18 protein-coding genes are annotated in these 20,582 nt (G+C 63.4%); 5 read left to right on the forward strand and 13 right to left on the reverse strand.

The annotated features are described in order from the left end of the window. Positions 1 to 15: 15 nt before the first annotated feature. Complete coding sequence (locus NKJ55_RS27015) at positions 16 to 987, reverse strand: ABC transporter substrate-binding protein (protein WP_031211023.1); 972 nt, start codon at positions 985 to 987, stop codon at positions 16 to 18. Positions 988 to 1,387: 400 nt separating this feature from the next. Here NKJ55_RS27015 and NKJ55_RS27020 point away from each other — a divergent pair, with 400 nt between their 5' ends. Beyond that, positions 1,388 to 1,516 carry a hypothetical protein gene (locus tag NKJ55_RS27020; protein WP_352452539.1) on the forward strand — a complete coding sequence of 43 codons (129 nt, stop codon included), beginning with the start codon at positions 1,388 to 1,390 and terminating at the stop codon, positions 1,514 to 1,516. Positions 1,517 to 1,548: 32 nt separating this feature from the next. Next, positions 1,549 to 2,625 carry a D-alanine--D-alanine ligase family protein gene (locus NKJ55_RS27025; RefSeq protein ID WP_352452540.1) on the forward strand — a complete coding sequence of 359 codons (1,077 nt, stop codon included), beginning with the start codon at positions 1,549 to 1,551 and terminating at the stop codon, positions 2,623 to 2,625. Positions 2,626 to 2,682: 57 nt separating this feature from the next. Here NKJ55_RS27025 and NKJ55_RS27030 read toward each other — a convergent pair whose 3' ends face one another. From NKJ55_RS27030 to NKJ55_RS27050, 5 genes are all read right to left on the reverse strand, one after another. After that, positions 2,683 to 3,468 (reverse strand): SDR family oxidoreductase, encoded by a 786-nt coding sequence (locus tag NKJ55_RS27030; protein ID WP_352452541.1) that lies wholly within the window; start codon positions 3,466 to 3,468, stop codon positions 2,683 to 2,685. An 8-nt stretch (positions 3,469 to 3,476) separates the two neighbouring features. Further along, positions 3,477 to 4,241 carry an SDR family oxidoreductase gene (locus tag NKJ55_RS27035; RefSeq protein WP_352452542.1) on the reverse strand — a complete coding sequence of 255 codons (765 nt, stop codon included), beginning with the start codon at positions 4,239 to 4,241 and terminating at the stop codon, positions 3,477 to 3,479. 125 nt (positions 4,242 to 4,366) lie between these two features. Beyond that, the gene (locus NKJ55_RS27040; protein WP_352452543.1) at positions 4,367 to 5,875 is read right to left on the reverse strand and encodes a sugar ABC transporter ATP-binding protein; all 1,509 of its coding nucleotides are present in this window, start codon (positions 5,873 to 5,875) and stop codon (positions 4,367 to 4,369) included. A gap of 33 nt (positions 5,876 to 5,908) precedes the next feature. Further along, positions 5,909 to 6,847: a sugar ABC transporter substrate-binding protein gene (locus tag NKJ55_RS27045; RefSeq protein WP_023674026.1), complete on the reverse strand. Its 939-nt coding sequence runs from the start codon at positions 6,845 to 6,847 to the stop codon at positions 5,909 to 5,911. Positions 6,848 to 6,997: 150 nt separating this feature from the next. Continuing rightward, positions 6,998 to 7,981 carry an ABC transporter permease gene (locus NKJ55_RS27050; protein WP_502904515.1) on the reverse strand — a complete coding sequence of 328 codons (984 nt, stop codon included), beginning with the start codon at positions 7,979 to 7,981 and terminating at the stop codon, positions 6,998 to 7,000. 308 nt (positions 7,982 to 8,289) lie between these two features. On the opposite strand from NKJ55_RS27050, the gene NKJ55_RS27055 reads away from it, so the two are divergent. After that, positions 8,290 to 9,252 (forward strand): sugar-binding transcriptional regulator, encoded by a 963-nt coding sequence (locus NKJ55_RS27055; protein ID WP_352452545.1) that lies wholly within the window; start codon positions 8,290 to 8,292, stop codon positions 9,250 to 9,252. On the opposite strand, the gene NKJ55_RS27060 is transcribed toward NKJ55_RS27055, so the two are convergent. From NKJ55_RS27060 to NKJ55_RS27075, 4 genes are all read right to left on the reverse strand, one after another. Next, positions 9,249 to 10,742, reverse strand: coding sequence for a xylulokinase (locus NKJ55_RS27060; protein ID WP_352452546.1), 1,494 nt, complete (start codon positions 10,740 to 10,742; stop codon positions 9,249 to 9,251). The genes NKJ55_RS27055 and NKJ55_RS27060 overlap by 4 nt on opposite strands. A gap of 20 nt (positions 10,743 to 10,762) precedes the next feature. Further along, on the reverse strand, positions 10,763 to 12,085 hold the full coding sequence (locus NKJ55_RS27065) for an NAD(P)H-dependent oxidoreductase (protein WP_352452547.1): 1,323 nt from the start codon (positions 12,083 to 12,085) through the stop codon (positions 10,763 to 10,765). Positions 12,086 to 12,298: 213 nt separating this feature from the next. After that, entirely contained in the window at positions 12,299 to 13,405 is a 1,107-nt protein-coding gene (locus NKJ55_RS27070; protein WP_352452548.1) for a mandelate racemase/muconate lactonizing enzyme family protein, read from the reverse strand. Positions 13,406 to 13,455: 50 nt separating this feature from the next. Beyond that, positions 13,456 to 14,181, reverse strand: a complete 726-nt coding sequence (locus NKJ55_RS27075; RefSeq protein ID WP_352452549.1) for a GntR family transcriptional regulator — start codon at positions 14,179 to 14,181, stop codon at positions 13,456 to 13,458. Positions 14,182 to 14,432: 251 nt separating this feature from the next. Here NKJ55_RS27075 and NKJ55_RS27080 point away from each other — a divergent pair, with 251 nt between their 5' ends. Together NKJ55_RS27080 and NKJ55_RS27085 are read left to right on the forward strand one after the other, a co-directional pair. Continuing rightward, on the forward strand, positions 14,433 to 15,053 hold the full coding sequence (locus NKJ55_RS27080) for a TetR/AcrR family transcriptional regulator (RefSeq protein ID WP_352452550.1): 621 nt from the start codon (positions 14,433 to 14,435) through the stop codon (positions 15,051 to 15,053). Next, on the forward strand, positions 15,040 to 15,513 hold the full coding sequence (locus tag NKJ55_RS27085; protein WP_352452551.1) for a cupin domain-containing protein: 474 nt from the start codon (positions 15,040 to 15,042) through the stop codon (positions 15,511 to 15,513). Before NKJ55_RS27080 ends, NKJ55_RS27085 begins: the two co-directional genes overlap by 14 nt. A 310-nt stretch (positions 15,514 to 15,823) precedes the next feature. On the opposite strand, the gene NKJ55_RS27090 is transcribed toward NKJ55_RS27085, so the two are convergent. From NKJ55_RS27090 to NKJ55_RS27100, 3 genes are read right to left on the reverse strand one after another with little or no spacing between them, the layout of a single operon-like run. Beyond that, the gene (locus NKJ55_RS27090) at positions 15,824 to 16,978 is read right to left on the reverse strand and encodes an efflux RND transporter periplasmic adaptor subunit (protein ID WP_352452552.1); all 1,155 of its coding nucleotides are present in this window, start codon (positions 16,976 to 16,978) and stop codon (positions 15,824 to 15,826) included. 16 nt (positions 16,979 to 16,994) lie between these two features. Next, on the reverse strand, positions 16,995 to 20,174 hold the full coding sequence (locus NKJ55_RS27095; protein ID WP_352452553.1) for an efflux RND transporter permease subunit: 3,180 nt from the start codon (positions 20,172 to 20,174) through the stop codon (positions 16,995 to 16,997). Then, positions 20,168 to 20,440, reverse strand: a complete 273-nt coding sequence (locus NKJ55_RS27100) for a hypothetical protein (protein ID WP_352452554.1) — start codon at positions 20,438 to 20,440, stop codon at positions 20,168 to 20,170. The genes NKJ55_RS27095 and NKJ55_RS27100 overlap by 7 nt, the downstream gene beginning before the upstream one ends. Between the last annotated feature and the right edge of the window lie 142 nt (positions 20,441 to 20,582).

A 20,582-nucleotide genomic window follows, 5' to 3' on the forward strand; every position in this document is an offset into this window, starting at 1 on the left:
TTTCCAGTCAGACGGTCACTCGGCCCAGGCTTTCCAGTCGGCTTCGTGGGCGGCGATCCAGGCGGCGGCGACGTCTTCCGGCGTCTTGCCTTCGAGATCGATCTCGCCGCTCATCTTGTTGAGCTCGTCGGTGTCGACCGTGTAGTTTTTCGCGACCTTGTAGGCGACAGGCCATTTGTCCTTCATGCCGGCCCAGGAATATTTCCAGATCTCGCCATGCGGCTTGCCGCAGTCATATTTCGCGTCGGGGTTCACACCCCATTTCGGGTCGGTGTAGCACTCTGTCGTATAGTCGGGGAATTCGACCCATTCGCCCTTGTATTTGGCCGGCGCCCAATGCGGCGAATAGATCCACAGCATGATCGGCGCCTTGCGCTGATAGGCCGAGTCCAGTTCGGCGAACATCGCCGCATCGGTGCCGGCATGGATGACGGTGAAGGGCAGTTTCAGCGCCTCGACGCGTTCGTCGTCAAAACCTTCCCATGTCACCGGGCCGCCGAGATAGCGCCCCTTCGGTGTGGTTTCGGCCGTCGAAAAGGCCTCGGCGCATTTCGGGTCTTTCAGCGCTTCCCAGTTCGGCAGGCCGGGGCATTTCTCTTTCATATATTCGGGAAACCACCATTCTTCCTTGGCCTTGGGTCCGAGCTTGCCGAGGCGTTCGGTCTGGCCCGTCGCGTCCGAGGCCTTCATCGCCTCGCCGGCCGTCGTGTCCCAGAATTCCAGGCCGACATCAATGTCGCCATTGGTCAGGCCGGTGGTCAGGCTGGAGAGATAGTCGGCGGTCGGATACTCGACGGTATAGCCGAGCTTTTCGAGGATGCCGCCGAGGATCTTGGCGTTCAGATTGACGCTGGTCCAGTCGAACAGTGCGATCTTGATCGGGTCGTTGGATTCCGGCGCTGCCGCATAGGCCGAAGATGTCAGTGCGGCTGCGGCAAGTGTTAAGGCTCCCATTGAGAAATTCGAAATCATGCTCCGAAGTGACATGCTTGTTCTCCTGTCAAGCTCTGGTGGACGTTATCGTTCGTTCCCTTCTTGCGTCTTTTTTGATTGTGTTGGAAAAGCTGGTCGTTGCGCAAGGCCGTAGGCGCCACAATGCTGCCGAAGCGGATGCCGGCGCAAAACGGGGGTGGTGCCCAAATTGGTGAAGATGTGGCGGGACCGGCCGCGTCATGACTGCCGAAGGATTGCTACCAAGGCAGTCATCCACGGATCGATCGCCGGTCTTGAGGGGCAAACCATCAAAAGTCCCATGATCTCGGCTGTTGGCTCGGCAACTCGCCCAGAGCCACTTTCATGGGATGAAATTATATATACCAACGTTCACGTCGCGCAACGATTAACGCCGGTGCCAATTTCACGGCCCGTCTTTCTGCGGGACCCGTAGATGAGTTTGAAAAAAGCCAAGATTGCCGGTCATCCCGTGTGCGAGCCGCAAGGACAGGGTACCGATACAATGCAGCAGACCAAAATGCCTTACGTCTTCGCCAAACGCGGGATCGCCGCCGGCTTGTGACCTTTCAACACCAGATCATATCCGAGGCTTTCATGACCTCTTCCTTGAACAGACTGCGAATTGCCGTGCTCTTTGGCGGACGTTCCGCCGAACATGACGTTTCGGTGCTTTCAGCAACCAATGTCATGCGTGCGCTGCTGTCCGCCAAATACGATGCCCTCCCAATCTTCGTCACGAGCGAAGGACAGTGGCTGCTGAGCAGCTTCCAGGATGGTACGCTCGCAAAACCTGCGGCCGGCACGGAAGTTTGCCTGGTTCCGGGTGGGCGCGGACGGATGATGGCGATCCCGGCCGACGGCACGCCCTATGATCTGCCGAAGATCGACATCCTGTTTCCTGTCCTGCACGGCCCTCATGGCGAAGACGGCTCGGTACAGGGGGTGGCCGAGGTGGCTCGGGTGCCGCTCGCCGGCTGCGGCATCCTGGGTTCGGCAACCGCGCTGGACAAGGACATCGCCAAACGGCTCCTGGAAGCGGCGGGGCTGCCAATCGCGCGCTCAGTGACGATCCATGAAGGTGCGGCACCCGCCCTCGCTGCACTGGAAAGCGAACTCGGCCTGCCGTTCTTCATCAAACCGGCGCGTCAGGGATCGTCTGTCGGCGTCGGAAAAGTCCATGCCAGCCAGGAATTCGATGGAGCGCTTGCTGAAGCCTTCCGGCACGATTGCAAGCTGTTGGCTGAGGAATTCATTCGTGGGCGCGAGATCGAATATAGCGTGTTGGAGGACCCGGGAGGCGACCTGTTCGTCTCGCGGCCAGGCGAGATCGTGCCGGCCGAAAGCCACGATTTCTACAGCTACGATGCCAAATACATCGACGAGAACGGCGCGGCGCTAAGAGTGCCGGCCGAACTGCCGCCGGAGGTCGAGGCAGCCATGCGGGACGTGGCCGCAAGGGCTTTCAGAGCCGTCGGCTGTGACGGGATGGCGCGCGTCGACTTTTTCCTGACACCGGACATGCAGTTCTTGGTCAATGAAATCAACACCATCCCCGGCTTCACCGATATCAGCATGTATTCCAAGGCAATGGCGGCGAGCGGCGTCAGCTATTCCGAAATCATCGACCGGCTCGTGGAGCATGGATTGGCACGGGCCGGCCGACCAGTCTGAACGCAGCGAAGCGGGCTTTCAGATCCCGGTGGATGGTACGTTGGCCCGCGCCGCCGCTCACGACATGATCAGGCCGCCATCGACATTGATGGTCTGGCCGGTGATGTAGGCCGCATCGTCGCTGGCCAGAAAGCTGACCAGGCCGGAGACATCTTCGCCGCTGCCGGCGCGGCCCATCGGGATGTTCTTCACCCATTCGGCCATCAGCTCGCCGGGCTTGTAGTCGCCCATCAACTTGCCCCATGCGGCATCGTTATAGGCCCACATATCGGTGTCGATGATGCCGGGGCAGATCGCGTTGACGGTGATCTTCTCCTTGGCCACTTCCTTGGCCAGGCTCTGGGTGACGCCGACGACGCCGAATTTCGAGGCCGCATAATGCGGCGTGTAGATAAAGCCCTGCCGCGCCTGGCCGGATGCGGTGTTGATCAGCCGGCCGCCGTCGCCATGCTTGCGAATGCGCGCGATCGCCTCCTGGCAGCACAGGAACACGCCCTTGGTGTTGACCGCCATCACCTTGTCCCATTCGGCCTCGGTCATCGCCTCGATCCTGGCGATGGTGATGACACCGGCATTCTGTACGGAGATGTCGACGCGGCCGAACTGTTGCTCGGCCAGGTCATAGAGGGCGACGACCTCGTCCTTTTTGGTCACGTCCATGCGCAGCGATGCGACCCTGGCGCCCGTAGCCTTGAGATCGGCGGCGACCTCTTCGACGCGCGGGTCGATGGCGCTGACGACGACCGCGGCACCTTCCGCCGCGAAGCGCCTGGCCATTGCCGCGCCAATGCCGCCGCTGGCGCCGGTGATGACCGCCGTTTTTCCTAGGAATCGCTTCTGCATCTTTTCTCCTACCAGCAGACAAAGCCGCCATCGACGATCAGGTCGATGCCGGTGACGAAACTCGCGGCGCGGCTGGCCAGGAACACGGTCGGGCCGACCATCTCTTCCGGCGCCGCCATGCGGCCCATCGGCGTGTCGCGCTCAAAGATCCTGACCTGGTCGGCGACCTCCGGCCGCTTGTTCATCGGCGTCAGCGTGTAGCCGGGGCTGACGACATTGACGCGCAAGCCGCGATCGGCCCATTCCATGGCGAGGCTCTTCGACATGTGGATCACCGCGGCCTTCGACGAATTGTAATGCGCCTGGGTCAGGCCGCGATTGACGATCGAGCCCGACATCGACGCGATGTTGATAATCGAGCCCTTGCGCCGCGTCAGCATGGCGCGGGCCTCGGCCTGGCAGGACAGGAACACGCCGCTGACATTGACGTCATAGAGCTTCTGCCATTTCTCCAGCGACAGCGTCTCTGCCGGCTCAGCTCCGGCGACGCCGGCATTGTTGACGGCGATGGTCAACGCGCCGAGTTCCTTCTCCGTACGCTCTATCGCGGCCGCGAGATCGGTCTCTGAAGTCACTGTGCCGTTCAGCACCAGCGCCTTGCGGCCGAGTGCCGTGATCCGGTGCGCGGTCTCCTCCAGCCCGCCTTTCGAGGCGTGGCCGAAGCAGGCTATGTCGGCGCCGGCCTCGGCCAGCCCAATGGCGATTGCCTGCCCGATGCCGCTGCCGGCGCCTGTCACAAGTGCCACGTCACCATGAAGGTCGAATAATTTCATCGTCGGTCCCTCTGCTCCAACCGCCGTCCTCCGGAAATAAAGGGGCGCCAACTCTGTTGCTGGCGCCCCGCGCGGTCTGGTGCCCGGGAGGATACCACCTGCTGCGCTTTGTTTCGATGGGCGTCCTAGCTCGTGGCGAGTTCCATCACGGCGATATTGCTTGCTTCGCTGCGGTCGAGAATGCCGCGTTGCCGGCCGCGGCTCAGCACCAGCACACGATGCGACAGGCCGAGCACTTCCTCGAGGTCGGAACTCACCACCACCACCGCCATGCCGGAACGGGCAAGGTCGGCGATGACATCATAGATCGCGGCGCGTGCACCGACGTCGATGCCGCGCGTCGGCTCGTCCAGGATGAACACCTTGGGCGGGCGCGACACCCATTTGGCGATGATCACCTTCTGCTGGTTGCCGCCTGAAAGCTTGCTGACCGCCTGGTTCGGCCGGCCCTTGACGCCAAGCCGGCGAATGCCGGCCTCGGCGAATTTCTGCACTGCCTTCGGAAACACCCATCCATTCGGCGCCACATGGTCGAAATTGCCGATCGCCAGGTTCTCGCCGATCGTCTGGTCGAGCACCACGCCCTGCGCCTTGCGGTCTTCCGGTACCAGGACGACGCCGGCCTTGATCGCCGCCGCCGGGCCATGGAGATGCACCGGCTTGCCGGCGACGCGCACCGATCCCGATGAGATCGGATCGGCACCGGCGATCGCCCGCACCAGCTCCGTGCGTCCGGCGCCGATCAGCCCGGCAATGCCGAGGATTTCGCCGGCCCGCACTGAAAAGCTGACATTTTGAAAGCTGCGTTCCGGCGAGGACAGGTTCTCGACCTCGAGCAGCGTGTCGTTGCCCGGCGCCGATATCGTAGGGAACATCCGCTCGACACTGCGGCCGACCATTTGCTCGACGACAGTGCGCACCGGAATATCGGCGCGCTCGTGCCGGGCGACGATGCGCCCGTCGCGCATCACCACCACGCGGTCGGCGATCTGGGCGATCTCGTCCAGCCGGTGGCTGATATAGATGAAGGACATGCCTTCCGCCTTGAGCTTGCGGATTTGCTGGAACAGGAGCTCCGTTTCCTCGCTGCCAAGGGCTGCCGTTGGTTCGTCGAAGATCAGCAGCTCGGCATTGAGCGTCAGCGCCTTGGCGATCTCGACCTGCTGCTGGGCGGCGATACGCAGCGTGCGCACCTTGCGCTCGGGCGAGACATCGAGGCCGAGGCGCTTCAATTGGGCCGATGCCCGTGCATTCATTGCCGCGCGGTCGATGCGGCCGCCACGCATCGGCAGGCGCCCGACATAGACGTTTTCGGCGACCGACAGATCGGGCAAGAGCTTCAGCTCCTGGTGGATCATGCCGATGCCGGCGTCGATCGCCGCGGCAGGATTGGCGGGGGAATAAGCGTTCCCCCGCCAGGTGATGGTGCCGGCATCGGGTTTCGTCGACCCGGCGATGATGTTCGAGACAGTCGACTTGCCGGCGCCGTTTTCGCCAAGCAGCGCCACGACCTCGCCCGGCCGCACGTCGAAGCTCGCATCGGCCAGGACCTGCACCGGCCCGTAGCTTTTGCAGAGGCCGCTGACGACGAGCCCGTTATGGGGGCTGTGCGTGTGGCGAGGATCGGTGGACATCGTTGCGCTCGTCGATTGCCGGACTGATCTCAATCAGGGATGCTTGGCGATGAACTGCTCGACATTGTCCTTGGTGGTCAGCGTCGCATCCTGCAGCTGTTCGGCGGGAATGGTCTCGCCGGCCACCAGCTTGATTGCTGCATCGACGGCGAGCCGGCCCATGCCCTGGGTCTGCTGGGTCGCGGTCACGTCGAAGACGCCGTCCTTCAGTGCCTTGAGCGCCGCCACGTCGCCGTCGAAGCCGGCAACCCAGACCTTGTGGCCGGGATTGGCGACCTTGACGGCCTGCGCCGCACCGAGCGCCAGCGCGTCGGCCTGGCCGATGACGATCGACACGTCGGGGTGCGACTGCAACAGATCCTGCGTCAGCTTGAAGCCTTCGTCCTGGTGCCAGCCTTCGCTCCACAATTCTCCGACAACCTTGATGTCGGGATAGCCTTTCAGCGCTTCGCCGCAGCCCTTCGAGCGGTCGACTTCGGGCGTCGTGCCCTTCTGGCCGTGGATGATGATCAGCTCGCCCTTGCCGCCGGCCTGCTTGGCGATGTAGTCGCAAACCGCCTTGGCCGATGCCACGCTGTTGGTTGCGATGAAGGTATCGCCGGGCGCGCCATCGGCGTTGCGGTCGACATTGACGACTGGGATGCCGGCAGCCTTGGCGGTCTTGGTCGGCACGGTGGCGGCGGTGGCGCCGGCTGGAATATAGATCAGCGCATCGATGTTCTGCGTGATCAGGTCCTGCACCTGGCTGACCTGGGTCGCCGAATCGCCCTTGGCGTCGACGGTAACGACCTCGATGCCCTTTTCCTTGCCGTAGGCTTCGACGGACTGCTTGATCTGGTTGAAGAAGTCGGCCTGCAGATTGGCGACGGCGAGGCCGAGCTTTTTGGCCTCCTTGGCCGAGGCCATGTCGGACAGGCCAAGCAGCGGGATGACGGCCGCGGCGGCAAGCAGCAATGAACGTTTGGTCAGCATGTTTATTCCTCCGTTGATGTTCAATCTGTCCTGCCCGCGCATCGCGGCGCCCCTTGGCCGAACAACTCCCAGTTTCGGATCACCGATCCGTTTTCGCCCGAATATCGGGGCGAATCTCATTGAGCCCAATTCTTCATTGTGCCCCATTCTTCATTGTGCTCGGCGCCGCCAAGTGTCGGTGGCCACCGCCAGCGCGATCACCACTCCGATAACCACTTGCTGGATGAAGGGCGAGACACCGAGCAGGTTCAGCCCGTTGCGCAGCACGCCGATGATGAGGACGCCGATGGCTGTGCCGCCGATCGAACCGACGCCGCCCGACAGGCTGGCGCCGCCGATCACCACCGCCGCGATGGTGTCGAGTTCGTAGCCAAGGCCGGAGCTCGGCTGGACGGAATCGAGTCGGGCGGCAAGCACGATGCCGGCGAGACCGGCCAGCACGGCGCAGATCGCATAGACCCAGTTTGTCAGCGACTTGACTGGTATGCCGGACAGCCGGGCGACTTCGGCGCTGCCGCCGATTGCGTACAGGCTACGGCCGGTAGCGCGATAATTCAGGAAGATCGCGAAAATGACGGCAAGCACGATCATCAGCCCGACGGTGACCGAGAGGAAGCCGAAATGGCGGATGATCGACAGGCTGGTGAACCAGTCGGGAAAGCCGACGATCTGCGAGCCGTCGGTGATCATGTTGGCGAGGCCGCGCGCCACCGACATCATCGCCAACGTGGCGATGAAGGGCGGCAGCTTGGTGATCGTGACCAGCAGGCCCGAAAGCAGCCCGCAAAGACCGGCGACGACGAGGGCCGCGGCGATGCCGGCGGGCAGGCCGAGATTGAGATAGTCCGGATGGGCGACGAAGCCCATCACCATGGAAGCCAGCGCCAGCACCGAGCCGACGGACAGGTCGATGCCGCCGATCAGGATGACCAGCGTCATGCCGATCGCCATGATGCCGAGCACGGTGACCTGGTCGAGCACGTTGAGGATGTTGCGGATGGTCAGGAAGGTGTCGGTGGTCAGCGAGAGCGCCAGGCACAGCAGAACCAGCCCGATCAGCGGCCCCATGGTTCCGGCAAAGACAGCCGAAAACCTTGCGCCCGCCGTAGCCTGTGCGCCAGAGCCTGCCTTCAACTCGCCTGCCTTCAAATTGCTTGCGTCGTTGCTCACAGCCACTTTGTCTCCTCCACAGCAATCCGGCGCTGCATCACCGGGCCACTTTGCTCACCAGGCCCCTCCCTGTGAACAATTTATCTTTAACATGCAATTTTGTTCAGCTAAACTGTTCGTCGGAAAATTGTCAAGGCCTGCCGCTTCATTCGACGACGGGTTTGCGCTGTCCGTCGGTTTGCCTTACGCAAGGTCTCCGAAATCTTGGGCATTTCGAAGTCGCCGGATTGGAATATCATGAGCAGAGCCGGCGGCTGCGGCAAGGCAAACAGATGACGATCGTAGAGAACGAAAGAGCCTCGCGCTTCCCCGACGCCGAACTCAAGGCCCGCGCCGCCTGGCACTATTACGTCGAGGGTCTTACACAGGAGCGGATTTCCGAAATTCTCGGCGTCGGCCGCATCAAGGTGCACCGCATTCTCTCCGCCGCCCGCGAAGAGGGTGTCGTCCAGTTTCGCATCCGCGACAGCGTCGTCGAATGCGTGATTTTGGAGGAAAGCCTCAAGCAGCGGTTCGGGCTCAGCCAGGCTGTTGTGGTGCCGTCGGCGGCCGACCGAAGCAACGCGCCGCTGATGATCGGCCACGCCGCCGCCGCCTACCTGGCCGACCATGTGAATGCCGGCGATGTCATCGCACTGGGCTGGGGGCGGACACTGAAATTCGCCATCAATGAATTGCCGCGGCGGCCCATCGCCAGGACGACGGTGGTTTCGATGCTTGGCGGCCTCACCCATGCCCAGCCGCTCAACCCGACAGAAAGCGCCTGGGATTTCGCCGAAAAGATCGGTGCGGAGTGCTTCCTGCTGCCGGTGCCGGTCTATGCCGACAAGCCGGAGCAGCGCGACGCCTTCATGAGCCAGCGCAGCGTTCAGGACGTCGTCTTCCGTGCACGCCGGGCAAACATCGCCGTGCTCAGCGTCGGCTCGTTTTCCAACGACAGCCCGATCGCTAATTACGGCTTCATCAAGCCAAGCGAACTCGAGGAATTGCAGGCGGCCGGTGCCGTCGGCGATATTCTGTGTCATTTCATCGACGCCGAGGGCCGCCCGGTCGACCACGAGGTCAACCGCCGCGTCTGCGCCTATCCGCTGCAGGATCTGTCGGATATCCCGAGCATCATCCTGGTGTCGGGAGGCAGCGAGAAGGTAGCGGTAATGCGGGCTGCGCTCGCCAACACCAAGGTATCGGTTCTGATCACCGACGAAGACGCGGCCAAGGGCCTGCTCAAACGCTAGATTTCGCCGAGAGCGCCGAGGCGGGTGTGGATGTCGCGCGTCGCCTGATAAAGGTCGCGGTAGATTTCCTTGCGGCTGCGATAGGCGGCGACAAGCCCGTCGACCGGATCGACATGCCTGGTGGGAGCGGCAGCCATTACCTCTGCTGCGGCTTCCGGCGAGGCAAACCAGCCGACAGCCGCTGCCGCCAGCATGGCAGCGCCGAGTGCGGCGGCTTCGTTGACCGGCGAAACCGAGAGCGGCCGCTCGAGCACGCTTGCCATGATCTGCATTAGCAGCGCGCAATTGGTGCCGCCGCCGGCGGCAATCATCGCCGCCGGTCCGCCGGCCTGGGCTTCCATGGCCTCGGTGGCGACGGCCTGCTCGAAGGCGATGCCTTCCAGGACAGCGCGGAAGAGATGCTCCGGCCGGTGATCGAGCGACAGGCCGACAATGGCGCCGCGCGCCGCACCGTCCCAATACGGGCTCATGACGCCGGCCCAATAGGGCATGATGAGCAGGCCCTCGCTGCCCGCGGCAACATTCAGCGCCACTTTCTCCAGCGCTGCCGCCGAGGGCGAACCGGTGGTTCGCACGATCCAGTCGACCAGCTGCATGCCCGAGCGCAGCACGGTCTCCAGCATGAAACCGGAGCCGGTCGGCGAGACCAGCGTGCGAAAGGCGTCCGAGGTTTTCACCTTGCCGGAATAGCAGCCGCTGACCACGCCGGAGCCGAGCGAGAGATAGCTCTTGCCCTCGCCGTAGACGCCCATGCCCAGGCCCATCGCCTGGCCGTCCCCAGCGCCGGCAACGACCGGCGTGCCGGCCCTCAGGCCGGTCAGCTGCGCTATGCTTGCGGAAAGACTGCCGCAGACCACGCCTGGCGCGACCAGCTCGGGCAATTGCTCCATCTGCAGTCCGGCGGCCGCAACGAGGCGGGGATGCCAGGTACCTTTCTCGACGTCGAGCAGCCCGAGCGGATCCGCACTTGCGGTGCTGGTGACCAATCGCCCGGTCAGCCGCTGGACGAAGAAACCGTGCACGTCGACCAGTGCCGCTGCCTGGCGAAGCACTTGCGGCTGGTGCTCGGCAAGCCAGGCAATGGCGTAGAGCGCCGGCGTCGGGTCCGGCGGCTTGCCGCTCCAGTCGCGGATCGCCTCGCGGCCGAGTTCGGCCGAAAGCCTGATAACCTGCGGCCGGGCGCGTTCGTCGAGCCACAGGATCGCCGGCATGAGTGCTTTGCCGGCGCTGTCCACCAGCGTGAAGGTCTCTCGCTGGTGAGCGATGCAGATCGCCGCCACCCGCGTAGCGCCGACCGCCTCGGTGACCTGCTTCAATGCGCCAAGCAGCGCCGTCCACCAATGTTCGGCGTCCTGCTCGAAATGGCCGGGCTTCGGATTTGAAAGCGGGTACGGCTCGCGCGCCTGGAACAGCTCCTCGCCGTCTCGCGCGAAGGCAACCGCCTTCACGGCCGTGGTCGAGGCGTCGATCCCGATTACGACATCGTCCATCAGGCGGAGATCCGGCGGGGTCAGGCTGCGTTTGTAACGAACCGTCCGTCCGACTGGTCGAGACGGCGGCGGATCTGGGTTATCACCATCGAATCATCGGGTACACAATTTTCATAGGTCAGGAAGTCGCCGGTCTTGAGCGGCTTGACCACCTTGGCGCGTTCGGCAAGGCCGAGCGGCAGGGCGCCGCGGGCGCGTGCATCCCCCCAAGTCATGGCGAAGCCGCGATAGTCGTTCTCGCCGATCATGCCGAGCGACTGGCCGACGCCAAGATCGCTCTTGGCGACCGCCACCGCCTCGGCCACAGGATGGTCGAGCGGCTCCATGTCGGCCCGCTTGTAGATCACGGCGCGCGCCGCCGACAGCGGCACTTCCAGGCTGGTCAGATGATAGGGCCGGAAGATCGTGAAATAGGGGCCCTTGCCGACCTTGAGGTCGATCATGCGCTCCAGCACACGCGGATGCCGGGTCTCGATGATGCAGAACACACCGGGCGCCACGCCCTTGCCGATCGAGTAATCGACAACGCCCTTGCGGTGCAGCACGCCGCCATCCTCGCGCGGGCAAAGCACGCTGGCCAACTCCTCCAGCGTCGCGGTCGGGCCGTGCATGCCCGGCACATCGGGCACTAGGCCGGTCGCATTGGCGATCGCCACCATCTCGATCGCCGTCTTCGAGCCGTCGACGAATTCGACCAGCATGCGCGCATTCATGTTGCGCTCGGCAGCCTCCTTCTCGTAGTCGGCCGGCATGGCGTCGATCTTCAGCGGATTGTTCTTGCCCTTGCCGGCGGCGATGATGTTGAAGCCGAGGCTCTTGGCAAAGCCGATGATCTCCAGCGTGCAGGCCGGCTCGTCGCCGGCCGCACCGGTATAGACCACGCCGGCCTTACGCGCTTCGTCCTTGAGGAAACGGCCGATGGTGATGTCGGCCTCGACATTGAGCATGACGATGTGCTTGCCGCTCTTCATCACGTCCAGCGCGAACAGCGTGCCGATATTGGGATTGCCCGTCGCGTCGATGATGACGTCGATCCGGCCGGCCGCCGCCAGCGCATGCAAATCTTCGGTCACCGCGATCTTGCCGGCCTCGATGGCGCGGTCGATCGCGGCCGCATTGCCGGCATGGACGATGTCGGAACGGTCATGGCCAGCGAGCAGCGCCGCGTCGATCGCTGCTTGCGGCCTGACTTCGGAAATGGCGCCGATCCGCATGCCCGGCATCAGCGCGACCTGGACGACGATGTCGGTGCCCATCTGTCCGGCGCCGGCAAGCCCGATGGTGATCGGCCCCTGCTGTTCAGCGCGCTGCAGAAGTTCCGCTGCAAATTGCGGATGGGACATGTCGCTTCCTCCAGTTCCTGACGCGCCGCAGCGTCCAAATCAACGTTTGAACATTTCTATTTGCAAATGAAAAATATTTCAACCGGCAATTGGGCATTGTCGCTCTGCAATCGGCCGAAGACGATTGGATGAGCGGTCAATCCACACGGCCGTGCCTCCGCAGTCAGAAGGACGCGGCATATTCAGGTTGATTGGGTGCAGCCTTATTGCAGCTCAGCTGCCGATTTCGAAGAAGGGCGCACCAAGCAGGCCGGGAACGACATCGATGCCGAGGCCCGGCCCATCCGGAATGCCCATACGGCTTCCCGAAACCGGCGGCATGTTGGATGCGGTGCGCACCGTCACCCATTCGTGAAAGGCGATGGCGTGCAGCCGGCGCTCCTCCGGCGTCGACAGCGACAGATGCGCCATGGCGGATGTGTCGATCTCGGCGCCGCCAGTGTCCTCGACCGTGATCATGAAGCCGAGGTCGACGGCAAGGTCGCGGATCTGGCGCGTCTTGGTGACGCCGCCGAGGCGCGAGATCTTCAGCGTCAGCCCGTCGGCGGCGCCCTTGCGGTGGATGTCGAGCATATCGTCCAGCGAGGCGACGGATTCGTCAAGCACCATCGGCTTGTCGAGCGAGCGGCGCACCGACAGGCATTCGTCGATCGTCGTGCAGGGCTGCTCGAACGTGTAGTCGATGGTGCGCGTCGCATCCACGAACTGGCGCGCCTGGTAAGGGGTCCAGCCGGCATTGGCGTCGCAGAAGATGACGGTGCCCTTCGGCACCGCGGCGGCAACGGCTGTGACGCGTTCGATGTCGTCATGGACGTTGCCGCCGACCTTGACCTGCAGCCGGTGAAATCCTTCCCCGACGATGCGCTTGGCGAGCGCGGCCATCGCGTCGACCGTGCCGTGGGTGACGACCTTGTAGAGTTCGGCCGTCTCGCTCTCGCGGCCGCCAAGCAACGTGACCAGCGGCACGTCGGCGGCGCGCGCCGCGAGATCCGAGCATGCCATGTCGAGCGCCGACTTGACGTAGGGATGGCCCTTGAACACCGTGTCCATCAGCCTGTTGATACTGGCAAGCCCGCGTGGGTCATGGCCAATGAGATGCGGCGCGATCTCGACGACGCCGGCGCGAGTACCCGCAGCGAAGGCAGGCGAATAGAAATTGCCAAGCGGCGCCATCTCGCCCCAGCCGGTGAGGCCGCTATCGGCGATGACGGCGACGATCATCGCGTCGAACGCATCGGCGACACGCCCCTTGGACATGCGGTAGGGCCCGTCCACGAAGGGCTGCACGACATGATATGCCTTGATGGTTTTGATCTGCACGTTTTCTGTCCGTTGTCTGTGTTCCGGGATGTCCGTCAAATTTGTCGGGCTCAGCCGGCTTTAAGTCGGCCGGCACGATCGGCGCCGGCGCCCTTTGAGCCGCGCTGTTCCAGCCCGCGCGCATAGGCGAGCAGTGCCTCGAAATCGAAATCGATATGCTCCTTGGCATGGCGCTGGGCGGCGGGCATGTCGGTGCCCTTGAGCAGCCGCACATAGGTCTCGTGAGCATCTTCGGCAGGCACCGGCTCGTTGCGCGCCCGCTGGTGCAGGGCGAAATACATCTGCAACCGGCTGGTCAGCCGCTGCCAGGTCTCCAGCAGCACCGAATTGTCGGCCCATTCATGGATCAGGCCATGCAGTTGCAGCGCCGTTTCGATCTGCCGCGTCGTGTCCAGTTCGCGCGTCGCCTGCTTCACCGCCGCATGGCGCCGGTCAAGTTCGTCGAAGAAGCGCTGGTCGCGAAGCGGCCAGGTCCGCGCGATGGCGAATTCGTCGAGCACCCTGTTGAGCGAATAGGCATCGTCGATGTCCTTGGCGGTGACGTTGATGACGAAGGTTCCGGCGTAGGGAATGCTGGTCAGGATGCCTTCCTGCACCAATTCGCGCATCGCCTCGCGCAGCGGCGCGCGGCTCACCCGCATCTGCTCGGAAATCCTGAGTTCGTTGAGCTTCTGCCCCGGTTCCAGCCGGCCGGTCAGGATCGCCCGCCTCAGCAGCGCGACGATCTCGGCGCGTCTTGTCGTGTCGGCGATCGGACTGAAATCCAGCTTTGCCATTCGGCTGCTCCAGGGAACCGAAAGCAAGACAAGCAGATTGTCGACAATCTAACAAGAGCTGGATTCTCGATCCTGGAGACATTGGCGCCCTTCCGGCCTCAGCCAGCCTGACCATGCAAGCCGACCAGGTCCCGGCCGCTGAGCGTCAGCTGGCTTCTCACAGCGGGAGACAACCTGGTGCGTAGCCTTCGCAATGTCCATTGACGACTGGGAAGGTTTGTGTCACTAGCAGTGACATGAATTCACAAACGATGACTCAGAAATACGAGAGCCCGCTGCGGGCAGAGCAGGCGCAGGCTACGCGCGAGCGCATCCTCGCGTCCATTCGAACGATTCTGGAGCAAAATCCGTACAGCCTCCTTGGCTTCGATGAGGTTGCCGAGGTTTCGGGCGTAAACCGACGGACCATCTTCCGCCATTTCCCGACGAAGGAAGCGCTTTTGGAAGCCTTTTGGGCCAGCACCAATGCCTCGCTGGGAGTGCGGTTCTGGCCTGAGCGGGAGCAGGATCTGATCGATCTTCCTCCCGACCTTTTCGCCTCGTTGGACGCAATCGAAGGCGTAGTCAGAGCCTCGCATGCGAGCGCTACCGGGCGCGAGATGCGCCTGCAAGCCAATGGTGAGCGGCAACGTGCCTTTCAGAGCAGCCTTTCGCAAGTCGCAAACGGAATGGACCCGAAGGCGGCGCGCCAGCTTGAGGCCGTGATCCAGCTCCTGTTCAGCGCCACTGCCTGGCAGACGATGAAAGACTACTGGGGTCTTACCGGCCGTGAGGCCGGAGAGGCAGCCGCCTGGGCAATTCGCGCCTTGCTCAATGCGGCAAAATCGCAGCAAGGCGCTGTTCGAAAGGAAAAAGCAAGTGACTTGGGATAAGACCAAAGCGACGGTCCATCCGGCCGATTCGGTTCAAGGCTTCTGGGTGATGGGCGATCAGGTCGCTGTCCGGGCAAAGCTCGCTGGGACGGCACTCAACGTGATCGACGTCACGGTACCTCCTGGAAGCGGCACGCCGCCCCACACGCATCCTTCCGCGGAAATTTTCCGCATTCTCGAGGGCACCCTCACGATATGGACAATGATCGATGGGGTCGCGCAAGAATATGAGGTGGAACCCGGTGATGTCGTCACCATTCCGGGCAACGCGCCCCATGGCTATCGCAATGCTGGTCCCGTGCCGGTTATTTTCATGGCGATCGTCGACGACGAGATGATCGCATTCTTCGAAGAGGCTGCATCCAAGGACGCGCCCTCCGGCCCGCCGACCGCTGGCATGATTAACCGCGTGATCGAGCTTACCGGACGCCACGGGATCCGGATCCTGCAGGCGGCCTGACCGGCGAAACCGTTGCGCCAGGATTTGACCTGGAAGACGGTGCCTTATGCCGCCTAAATCCAGCAGTCCATCCCTCCAGGTCGAAGCGGGCGTTCGCGCGATAGCCGCGACAAGCCGTCGGCTGGATGGATGTCTCGTTTGCTGATCCACAAACTGCCTTCACAGTTGGAGAGCGCCTCTATGCTGCCATCGTCGCCAGAGCCGCCGTTCGCACAACGGCTTGAATCGGCCGTGTCGAAAACATCAGCAAAAACGGCGCCCTTGGCGTGGGAGCCGAGGGCGCCGCGGGACCGGAACCTGATGGGGGTTATCAGGTGGCCGGTTTCTCGGGCAGCGGCGAGACCGGCATTCCCGGGCCGATCTTCTGCAGATTGCCGGTAATCACCCGGTCGCCTTCGGCCACACCGCTCAAGATGGCGACCTGATCGCCATTGGTCGGTCCGAGCGAAACGATACGCTGGTCGACCGTGTTGTCCTTGCCGACGACATAGAGATATTTGCCGAGCTGGCCTGAGCCGAGTGCCGTCTGCGGTACCATCAGCGCATCGGGCTGCTCTTTGACGTGCAGCCGGACGCGGACATATTGGCCGGGCAGCAGCGTGAACTTGCCGTTACCGACCGTCGCCCGTGCCGTGATCGTGCCGGTCGATCGATCGATCGTGTTGTCCATGAAGGTAAGATTGCCCTTCTGGCGCGGTTCCGTTTCACCGGGAAGCAGGACGTCGACACTGATCGGTCCCGCGGCGCGGGCTTGCTCGATCTGTGTCAGGTCCGTTTCGCTCGGATTGAAGGTGACGTAGGTCGGATCGAGCTGCACCAGCGAATTGAGCACCGTGCCGGCAACGCTGACCAGCGTTCCAACGGAAGCCTGGCTGCGACCGATACGTCCCGCAAACGGGGCACGGATTTCGGTGTAGCTCAAATTGAGCTCGGCGGTCCGCAAGGCGGCCTGGTTCACGGCGAGCGAGGCCTGAGCCTCACGCAAGGTGCTGGTGCGCTGGTCGAACACGTCCTTGGCGAGATAGCCGCTCTTGGCGAGTTCGCTGCCGCGCCCGAGATTGGAGCGCGCATAGTCGAGCGTCGCCGTGTCGCGCTGGATAAGCGCCTTCGCCTGCTCGAGGGCAGCCTGGAAATCCTCAGGCGCGATCTTGTAGAGAAGGTCGCCCTTTGCAACGTCGCTGCCGTCGGTGGCGACCTGCTCCTGCAGATAGCCCGGCACGCGCGCCTGCAGCGTGATGCTGCGGATCGGCTCCACCCGGGCGGCGTAGTCGAGATAGATCGGGATCGTCTTCTTGACGACGCTCACCACCGGCACCGGCATGACAAAGGCTTCCGGCTTGGGGGTTGCCGCCCCGGCTGTGCCGGCGTTGAGGCTGAGGCTGCCCATGTCGAGCAGGTGAACGCTCGCCACCGAAATGGCCCCAAGGGCGACGGCCGTTCCCAGCGCGATTTTCCATTTACGCATGATCAATTCTCCAGTCCTATTCAGCCGCTTCGGCCAATGGCTCGAAGGCGGGTTCGGCAGTTGGTTGTTCGGTCGCTTCGGAAACCGGTTCGCTCTCGCTGCGGCGCTCGCGCAGCTGCTCGATCACCGCATAGAAGACCGGCACGAACACCAGCGACAGGATCGTCGCCGCGACCATGCCGCCAAAGACGGTGGTGCCGATCGACTGCCGGCTCGCCGCACCTGCACCTGTAGCGAACATCAGCGGCAGCACGCCGAGGATGAAGGCGAAGGCGGTCATCAGGATCGGTCGCAGCCGAAGCCGCGCCGCTTCCATCGCGGCGTCGACGATGCTGAGGCCTTCTTCGCGCCGGCGCCGGGCAAACTCGACGATCAGAATCGCGTTCTTGGCCGCCAGTCCGATCAGCATGACGAAGCCTATCTGCGAATAGACGTCGATCTGCATGCCGCGCAGCCACAGCACGACGAATGCACCGAACAGTGCGAGCGGCACCGCCAGCAGCACCATGAACGGCATCGCCCAGCTCTCATATTGCGCGGCGAGGATCAGGAAGACGAAGACGATCGCGAGACCAAAGACGACGGATGCGATCGATCCCGCCTTGAGCTCCTGATAGGTGATGCCGGTCCATTCGTAGCCGAAATCTCTCGGCAATGCCGTGGCAGCGGCACGTTCCATTGCCGCCACCGCCTGGCCGGACGAAAAGCCGGGCGCGGCGCCGCCATTGATCAGGGCCGACGCATTGTTGTTGTAATGTGGCACGGTCTCGGGGCCGACGACGGGCACAAGCTTGCCCAGCGTGCTCAGCGGCACCATGCCACCCGACGCATTGCGGACATAGAGCCGCGAAATGTCGGCCGGACCGGCGCGAGAATCCTTGTCGGCCTGGATGGTCACCCGGAAGGTGCGGCCGAACAGGTTGAAATCGTTCACATAGAGCGAGCCGAGATAGATCTGCAGCGTATTGAACACGTCCGGCAGGTTGAGCCCGAGCAGCTTCGCCTTGGCGCGATCGAGATCGTAGTTGAACTGCGGCGTGGAGGTCGAGAACGACGAGAACAATTGCTGTGGGTTGAGCTCCGGCTGCTTGCGCGCCTCGGCAATCACGGCTTGCGTCGCATCGTTGAGCGCCACGCTGCCGCGGCCGGTCAGGTCCTCGACCTGGAACTCGAAGCCCCCGGTGGTGCCAATGCCCGGGATCGACGGCGGGTCGAAGCTCAGCGCAAAAGCCTCTGGAATTTGCAGCAGCTTGTTGCGCACGTCGGCGACGAGCTTAGACGCGCTCTGATCGGGGCCGCGTTCGTCCCATGGCTTCAGGATAGCGAATTCGACCGCCGAATTCGACTGCGCGGCACTGGTCAGGAAGTTCAAGCCGCTGATCGAGCCGACGATGTCGACGCCGGGCGTGTTCTGCAGGATGTCGCGTGCCTTTTGCGCCACCGCGTCGGTGCGTTCCAGCGAGGCCCCGTCGGGGAGCTGGATGACGACGAAGAAATAGCCCTGGTCCTCGACCGGAAGGAAGGTCGAGGGCAGGCGCTGCCAGACGAAATAGGTCGCGACAAGTCCGGCCGCGAACACGCCAAGCATGATCCAGCGCAGGCGGATGAGAATGCGCACACCATTCGCATAGGCATGCGCCAGCCGTTCGAAGCCCATGTTGAACCAGCGGAACAGCACGAACTGTGTTTCCGGCCGGTGGCGCAGGAAGGCGGCGCTGAGCGACGGGGTAAGCGTCAGCGAGACGAAGGCCGAGATGCCGAAGGAGATCGCCACAGTCAGGGCGAACTGGTTGTAGAGCCGGCCGGACACGCCGGGAATGAAGGCAACCGGCACGAACACAGCCATCAGCACGGCGGTCGTGGCGATGATCGGGCCGGTAACCTCCGCCATCGCGGTACGCGTGGCAGCCAGCGGTTTGAGGCCGGCCTCAAGTTGGCGTTCGACATTCTCGACGACGACGATGGCGTCGTCGACGACGAGGCCGATCGCCAGCACCATGCCGAGCAGGCTGAGCATGTTCAGCGAGAAGCCAAGCATATGCATGACGGCCAGCGTCGCCACCAGCGACACCGGAATTGCGATCGTCGGGATGATCGTGGTGCGCCAGCTTTGCAGGAAGATGAACACCACGGCGACGACCAGGACCAGCGCCTCGCCGAGCGTGATCAGCACGTCGTGCATCGAGGCCGAAACGAAACGTGTCGTATCGTAATGCATGGCGTAGCTGACGCCCTTCGGGAAACGGGCCGACAGCTCCTGCATCTTGTCCTTGACGCGCTGCTGCAGATCGAGCGCGTTGGAGCCCGGCATCTGGTAGACCGCGAGCACCACCGTCGGGTCCTTGCCGAAGAAGGCCGACGACGAATATTGCAGCGCGCCGAGCTCGATGCGCGCAACATCGCGCAGCCTGACCAGCGAGCCGTTGGCGGTATTGGCCCGCACGACGATGTCGCCGAACTCCTTGGGATCGCTCAGCCTGCCGACGGCGTTGACCTGCATCTCGAAGGCGGTGCCGGCCGGAGCCGGCGACTGCCCGATCTTGCCGGCCGCCACCTGGACGTTCTGCTCGGCGACGGCGTTCTGCACGTCGACGGCAGTAATGCCGAGATTGGCGAGCTTGTCGGGGTCGAGCCAGATGCGCATCGAATAGCGCCGCTCGCCGAAGATCTGCACGTCGCCGACGCCGGGCAGGCGCTTCAGCGGATCGACCACCTGCAGATAGGCGAGGTTGCTCAGCGCGACCGGGTTGACGGAACCGTCCGGCGAGGTGAGGTCGACGATCAGGACGAAGTTCGGGTTCTGCTTCTTGATCGTCACGCCGCCCTGATTGACGATGGCCGGCAACGAGGAAGCCGCCTGCGAAACGCGGTTCTGGACGTCGACGGCCGCCGTGCTCAGATCGTAGCCGACGTCGAAGGTGATGGTGATCGTCGAGGAGCCGTCATTGGAGCTCGACGACGACATATAGGTCATCCCCTGGACGCCGTTGATCTGCTGTTCGAGCGGCGTCGTCACCGTGTCGGCGACGACCTGCGCGCTGGCGCCCGGGTAGTGGGCGCTGACCACGACCTGGGGCGGCGTGATGTCGGGAAACTGCGAGACGGGCAGGAGGAAATAACAGATCCCTCCGGCGAGCACCATGATGATGGCGATCGCCGACGCAAAGATCGGACGATGAATGAAGAAGTTTACCATGATATGCACGCCTCGCCCGATGCTCTGGCCCGGCCAAAGGCCCTGGCCACCCTGGAAAGCCGCCGGCTGCGTGTTGAGCCGGAATCTTCGAGAAAGCCGAAATCTTCAAGGCGGCGCGGCGCATTGCGGCGCTCGGCCTGTTCGTCCGCCAGCGCACGCAGCATCGCCTCGAAGGACCGCGGGTCGACGCGGTCGGCCTTCATCAGCATGCGGATCATCGGATCCTTCACGACTTCATCGATCGTCAGATCATTGCGCTGCGACATCGAAGCGGCTCCTGGTTTTTGGTGATCCGCGGTAAGCCGCGGATCGGGTGTTTTCTTGCTCGCCGGCCGAGGCCGTAAGGTGCGGTTCGTCCCCTTGCCGATCGGGGCGGGGCTGATGGCCGGCACTTGCGAGTTTGACATG

The sequence above is a fragment of the Mesorhizobium sp. M0106 genome, assembly GCF_040322715.1.
Taxonomy (GTDB): Bacteria; Pseudomonadota; Alphaproteobacteria; order Rhizobiales; family Rhizobiaceae; genus Mesorhizobium.

Excerpts from the sequence above, each read along its gene's own strand:
- NKJ55_RS27015 (WP_031211023.1), bottom strand. The coding sequence starts at position 987 with ATGTCACTTCGGAGCATGATTTCGAATTTCTCAATGGGAGCCTTAACA.
- NKJ55_RS27020 (WP_352452539.1), top strand. The coding sequence starts at position 1,388 with ATGAGTTTGAAAAAAGCCAAGATTGCCGGTCATCCCGTGTGCGAGCCG.
- NKJ55_RS27025 (WP_352452540.1), top strand. The coding sequence starts at position 1,549 with ATGACCTCTTCCTTGAACAGACTGCGAATTGCCGTGCTCTTTGGCGGA.
- NKJ55_RS27030 (WP_352452541.1), bottom strand. The coding sequence starts at position 3,468 with ATGCAGAAGCGATTCCTAGGAAAAACGGCGGTCATCACCGGCGCCAGC.
- NKJ55_RS27035 (WP_352452542.1), bottom strand. The coding sequence starts at position 4,241 with ATGAAATTATTCGACCTTCATGGTGACGTGGCACTTGTGACAGGCGCC.
- NKJ55_RS27040 (WP_352452543.1), bottom strand. The coding sequence starts at position 5,875 with ATGTCCACCGATCCTCGCCACACGCACAGCCCCCATAACGGGCTCGTC.
- NKJ55_RS27045 (WP_023674026.1), bottom strand. The coding sequence starts at position 6,847 with ATGCTGACCAAACGTTCATTGCTGCTTGCCGCCGCGGCCGTCATCCCG.
- NKJ55_RS27055 (WP_352452545.1), top strand. The coding sequence starts at position 8,290 with ATGACGATCGTAGAGAACGAAAGAGCCTCGCGCTTCCCCGACGCCGAA.
- NKJ55_RS27060 (WP_352452546.1), bottom strand. The coding sequence starts at position 10,742 with ATGGACGATGTCGTAATCGGGATCGACGCCTCGACCACGGCCGTGAAG.
- NKJ55_RS27065 (WP_352452547.1), bottom strand. The coding sequence starts at position 12,085 with ATGTCCCATCCGCAATTTGCAGCGGAACTTCTGCAGCGCGCTGAACAG.
- NKJ55_RS27075 (WP_352452549.1), bottom strand. The coding sequence starts at position 14,181 with ATGGCAAAGCTGGATTTCAGTCCGATCGCCGACACGACAAGACGCGCC.
- NKJ55_RS27080 (WP_352452550.1), top strand. The coding sequence starts at position 14,433 with ATGACTCAGAAATACGAGAGCCCGCTGCGGGCAGAGCAGGCGCAGGCT.
- NKJ55_RS27090 (WP_352452552.1), bottom strand. The coding sequence starts at position 16,978 with ATGCGTAAATGGAAAATCGCGCTGGGAACGGCCGTCGCCCTTGGGGCC.
- NKJ55_RS27095 (WP_352452553.1), bottom strand. The coding sequence starts at position 20,174 with ATGGTAAACTTCTTCATTCATCGTCCGATCTTTGCGTCGGCGATCGCC.
- NKJ55_RS27100 (WP_352452554.1), bottom strand. The coding sequence starts at position 20,440 with ATGTCGCAGCGCAATGATCTGACGATCGATGAAGTCGTGAAGGATCCG.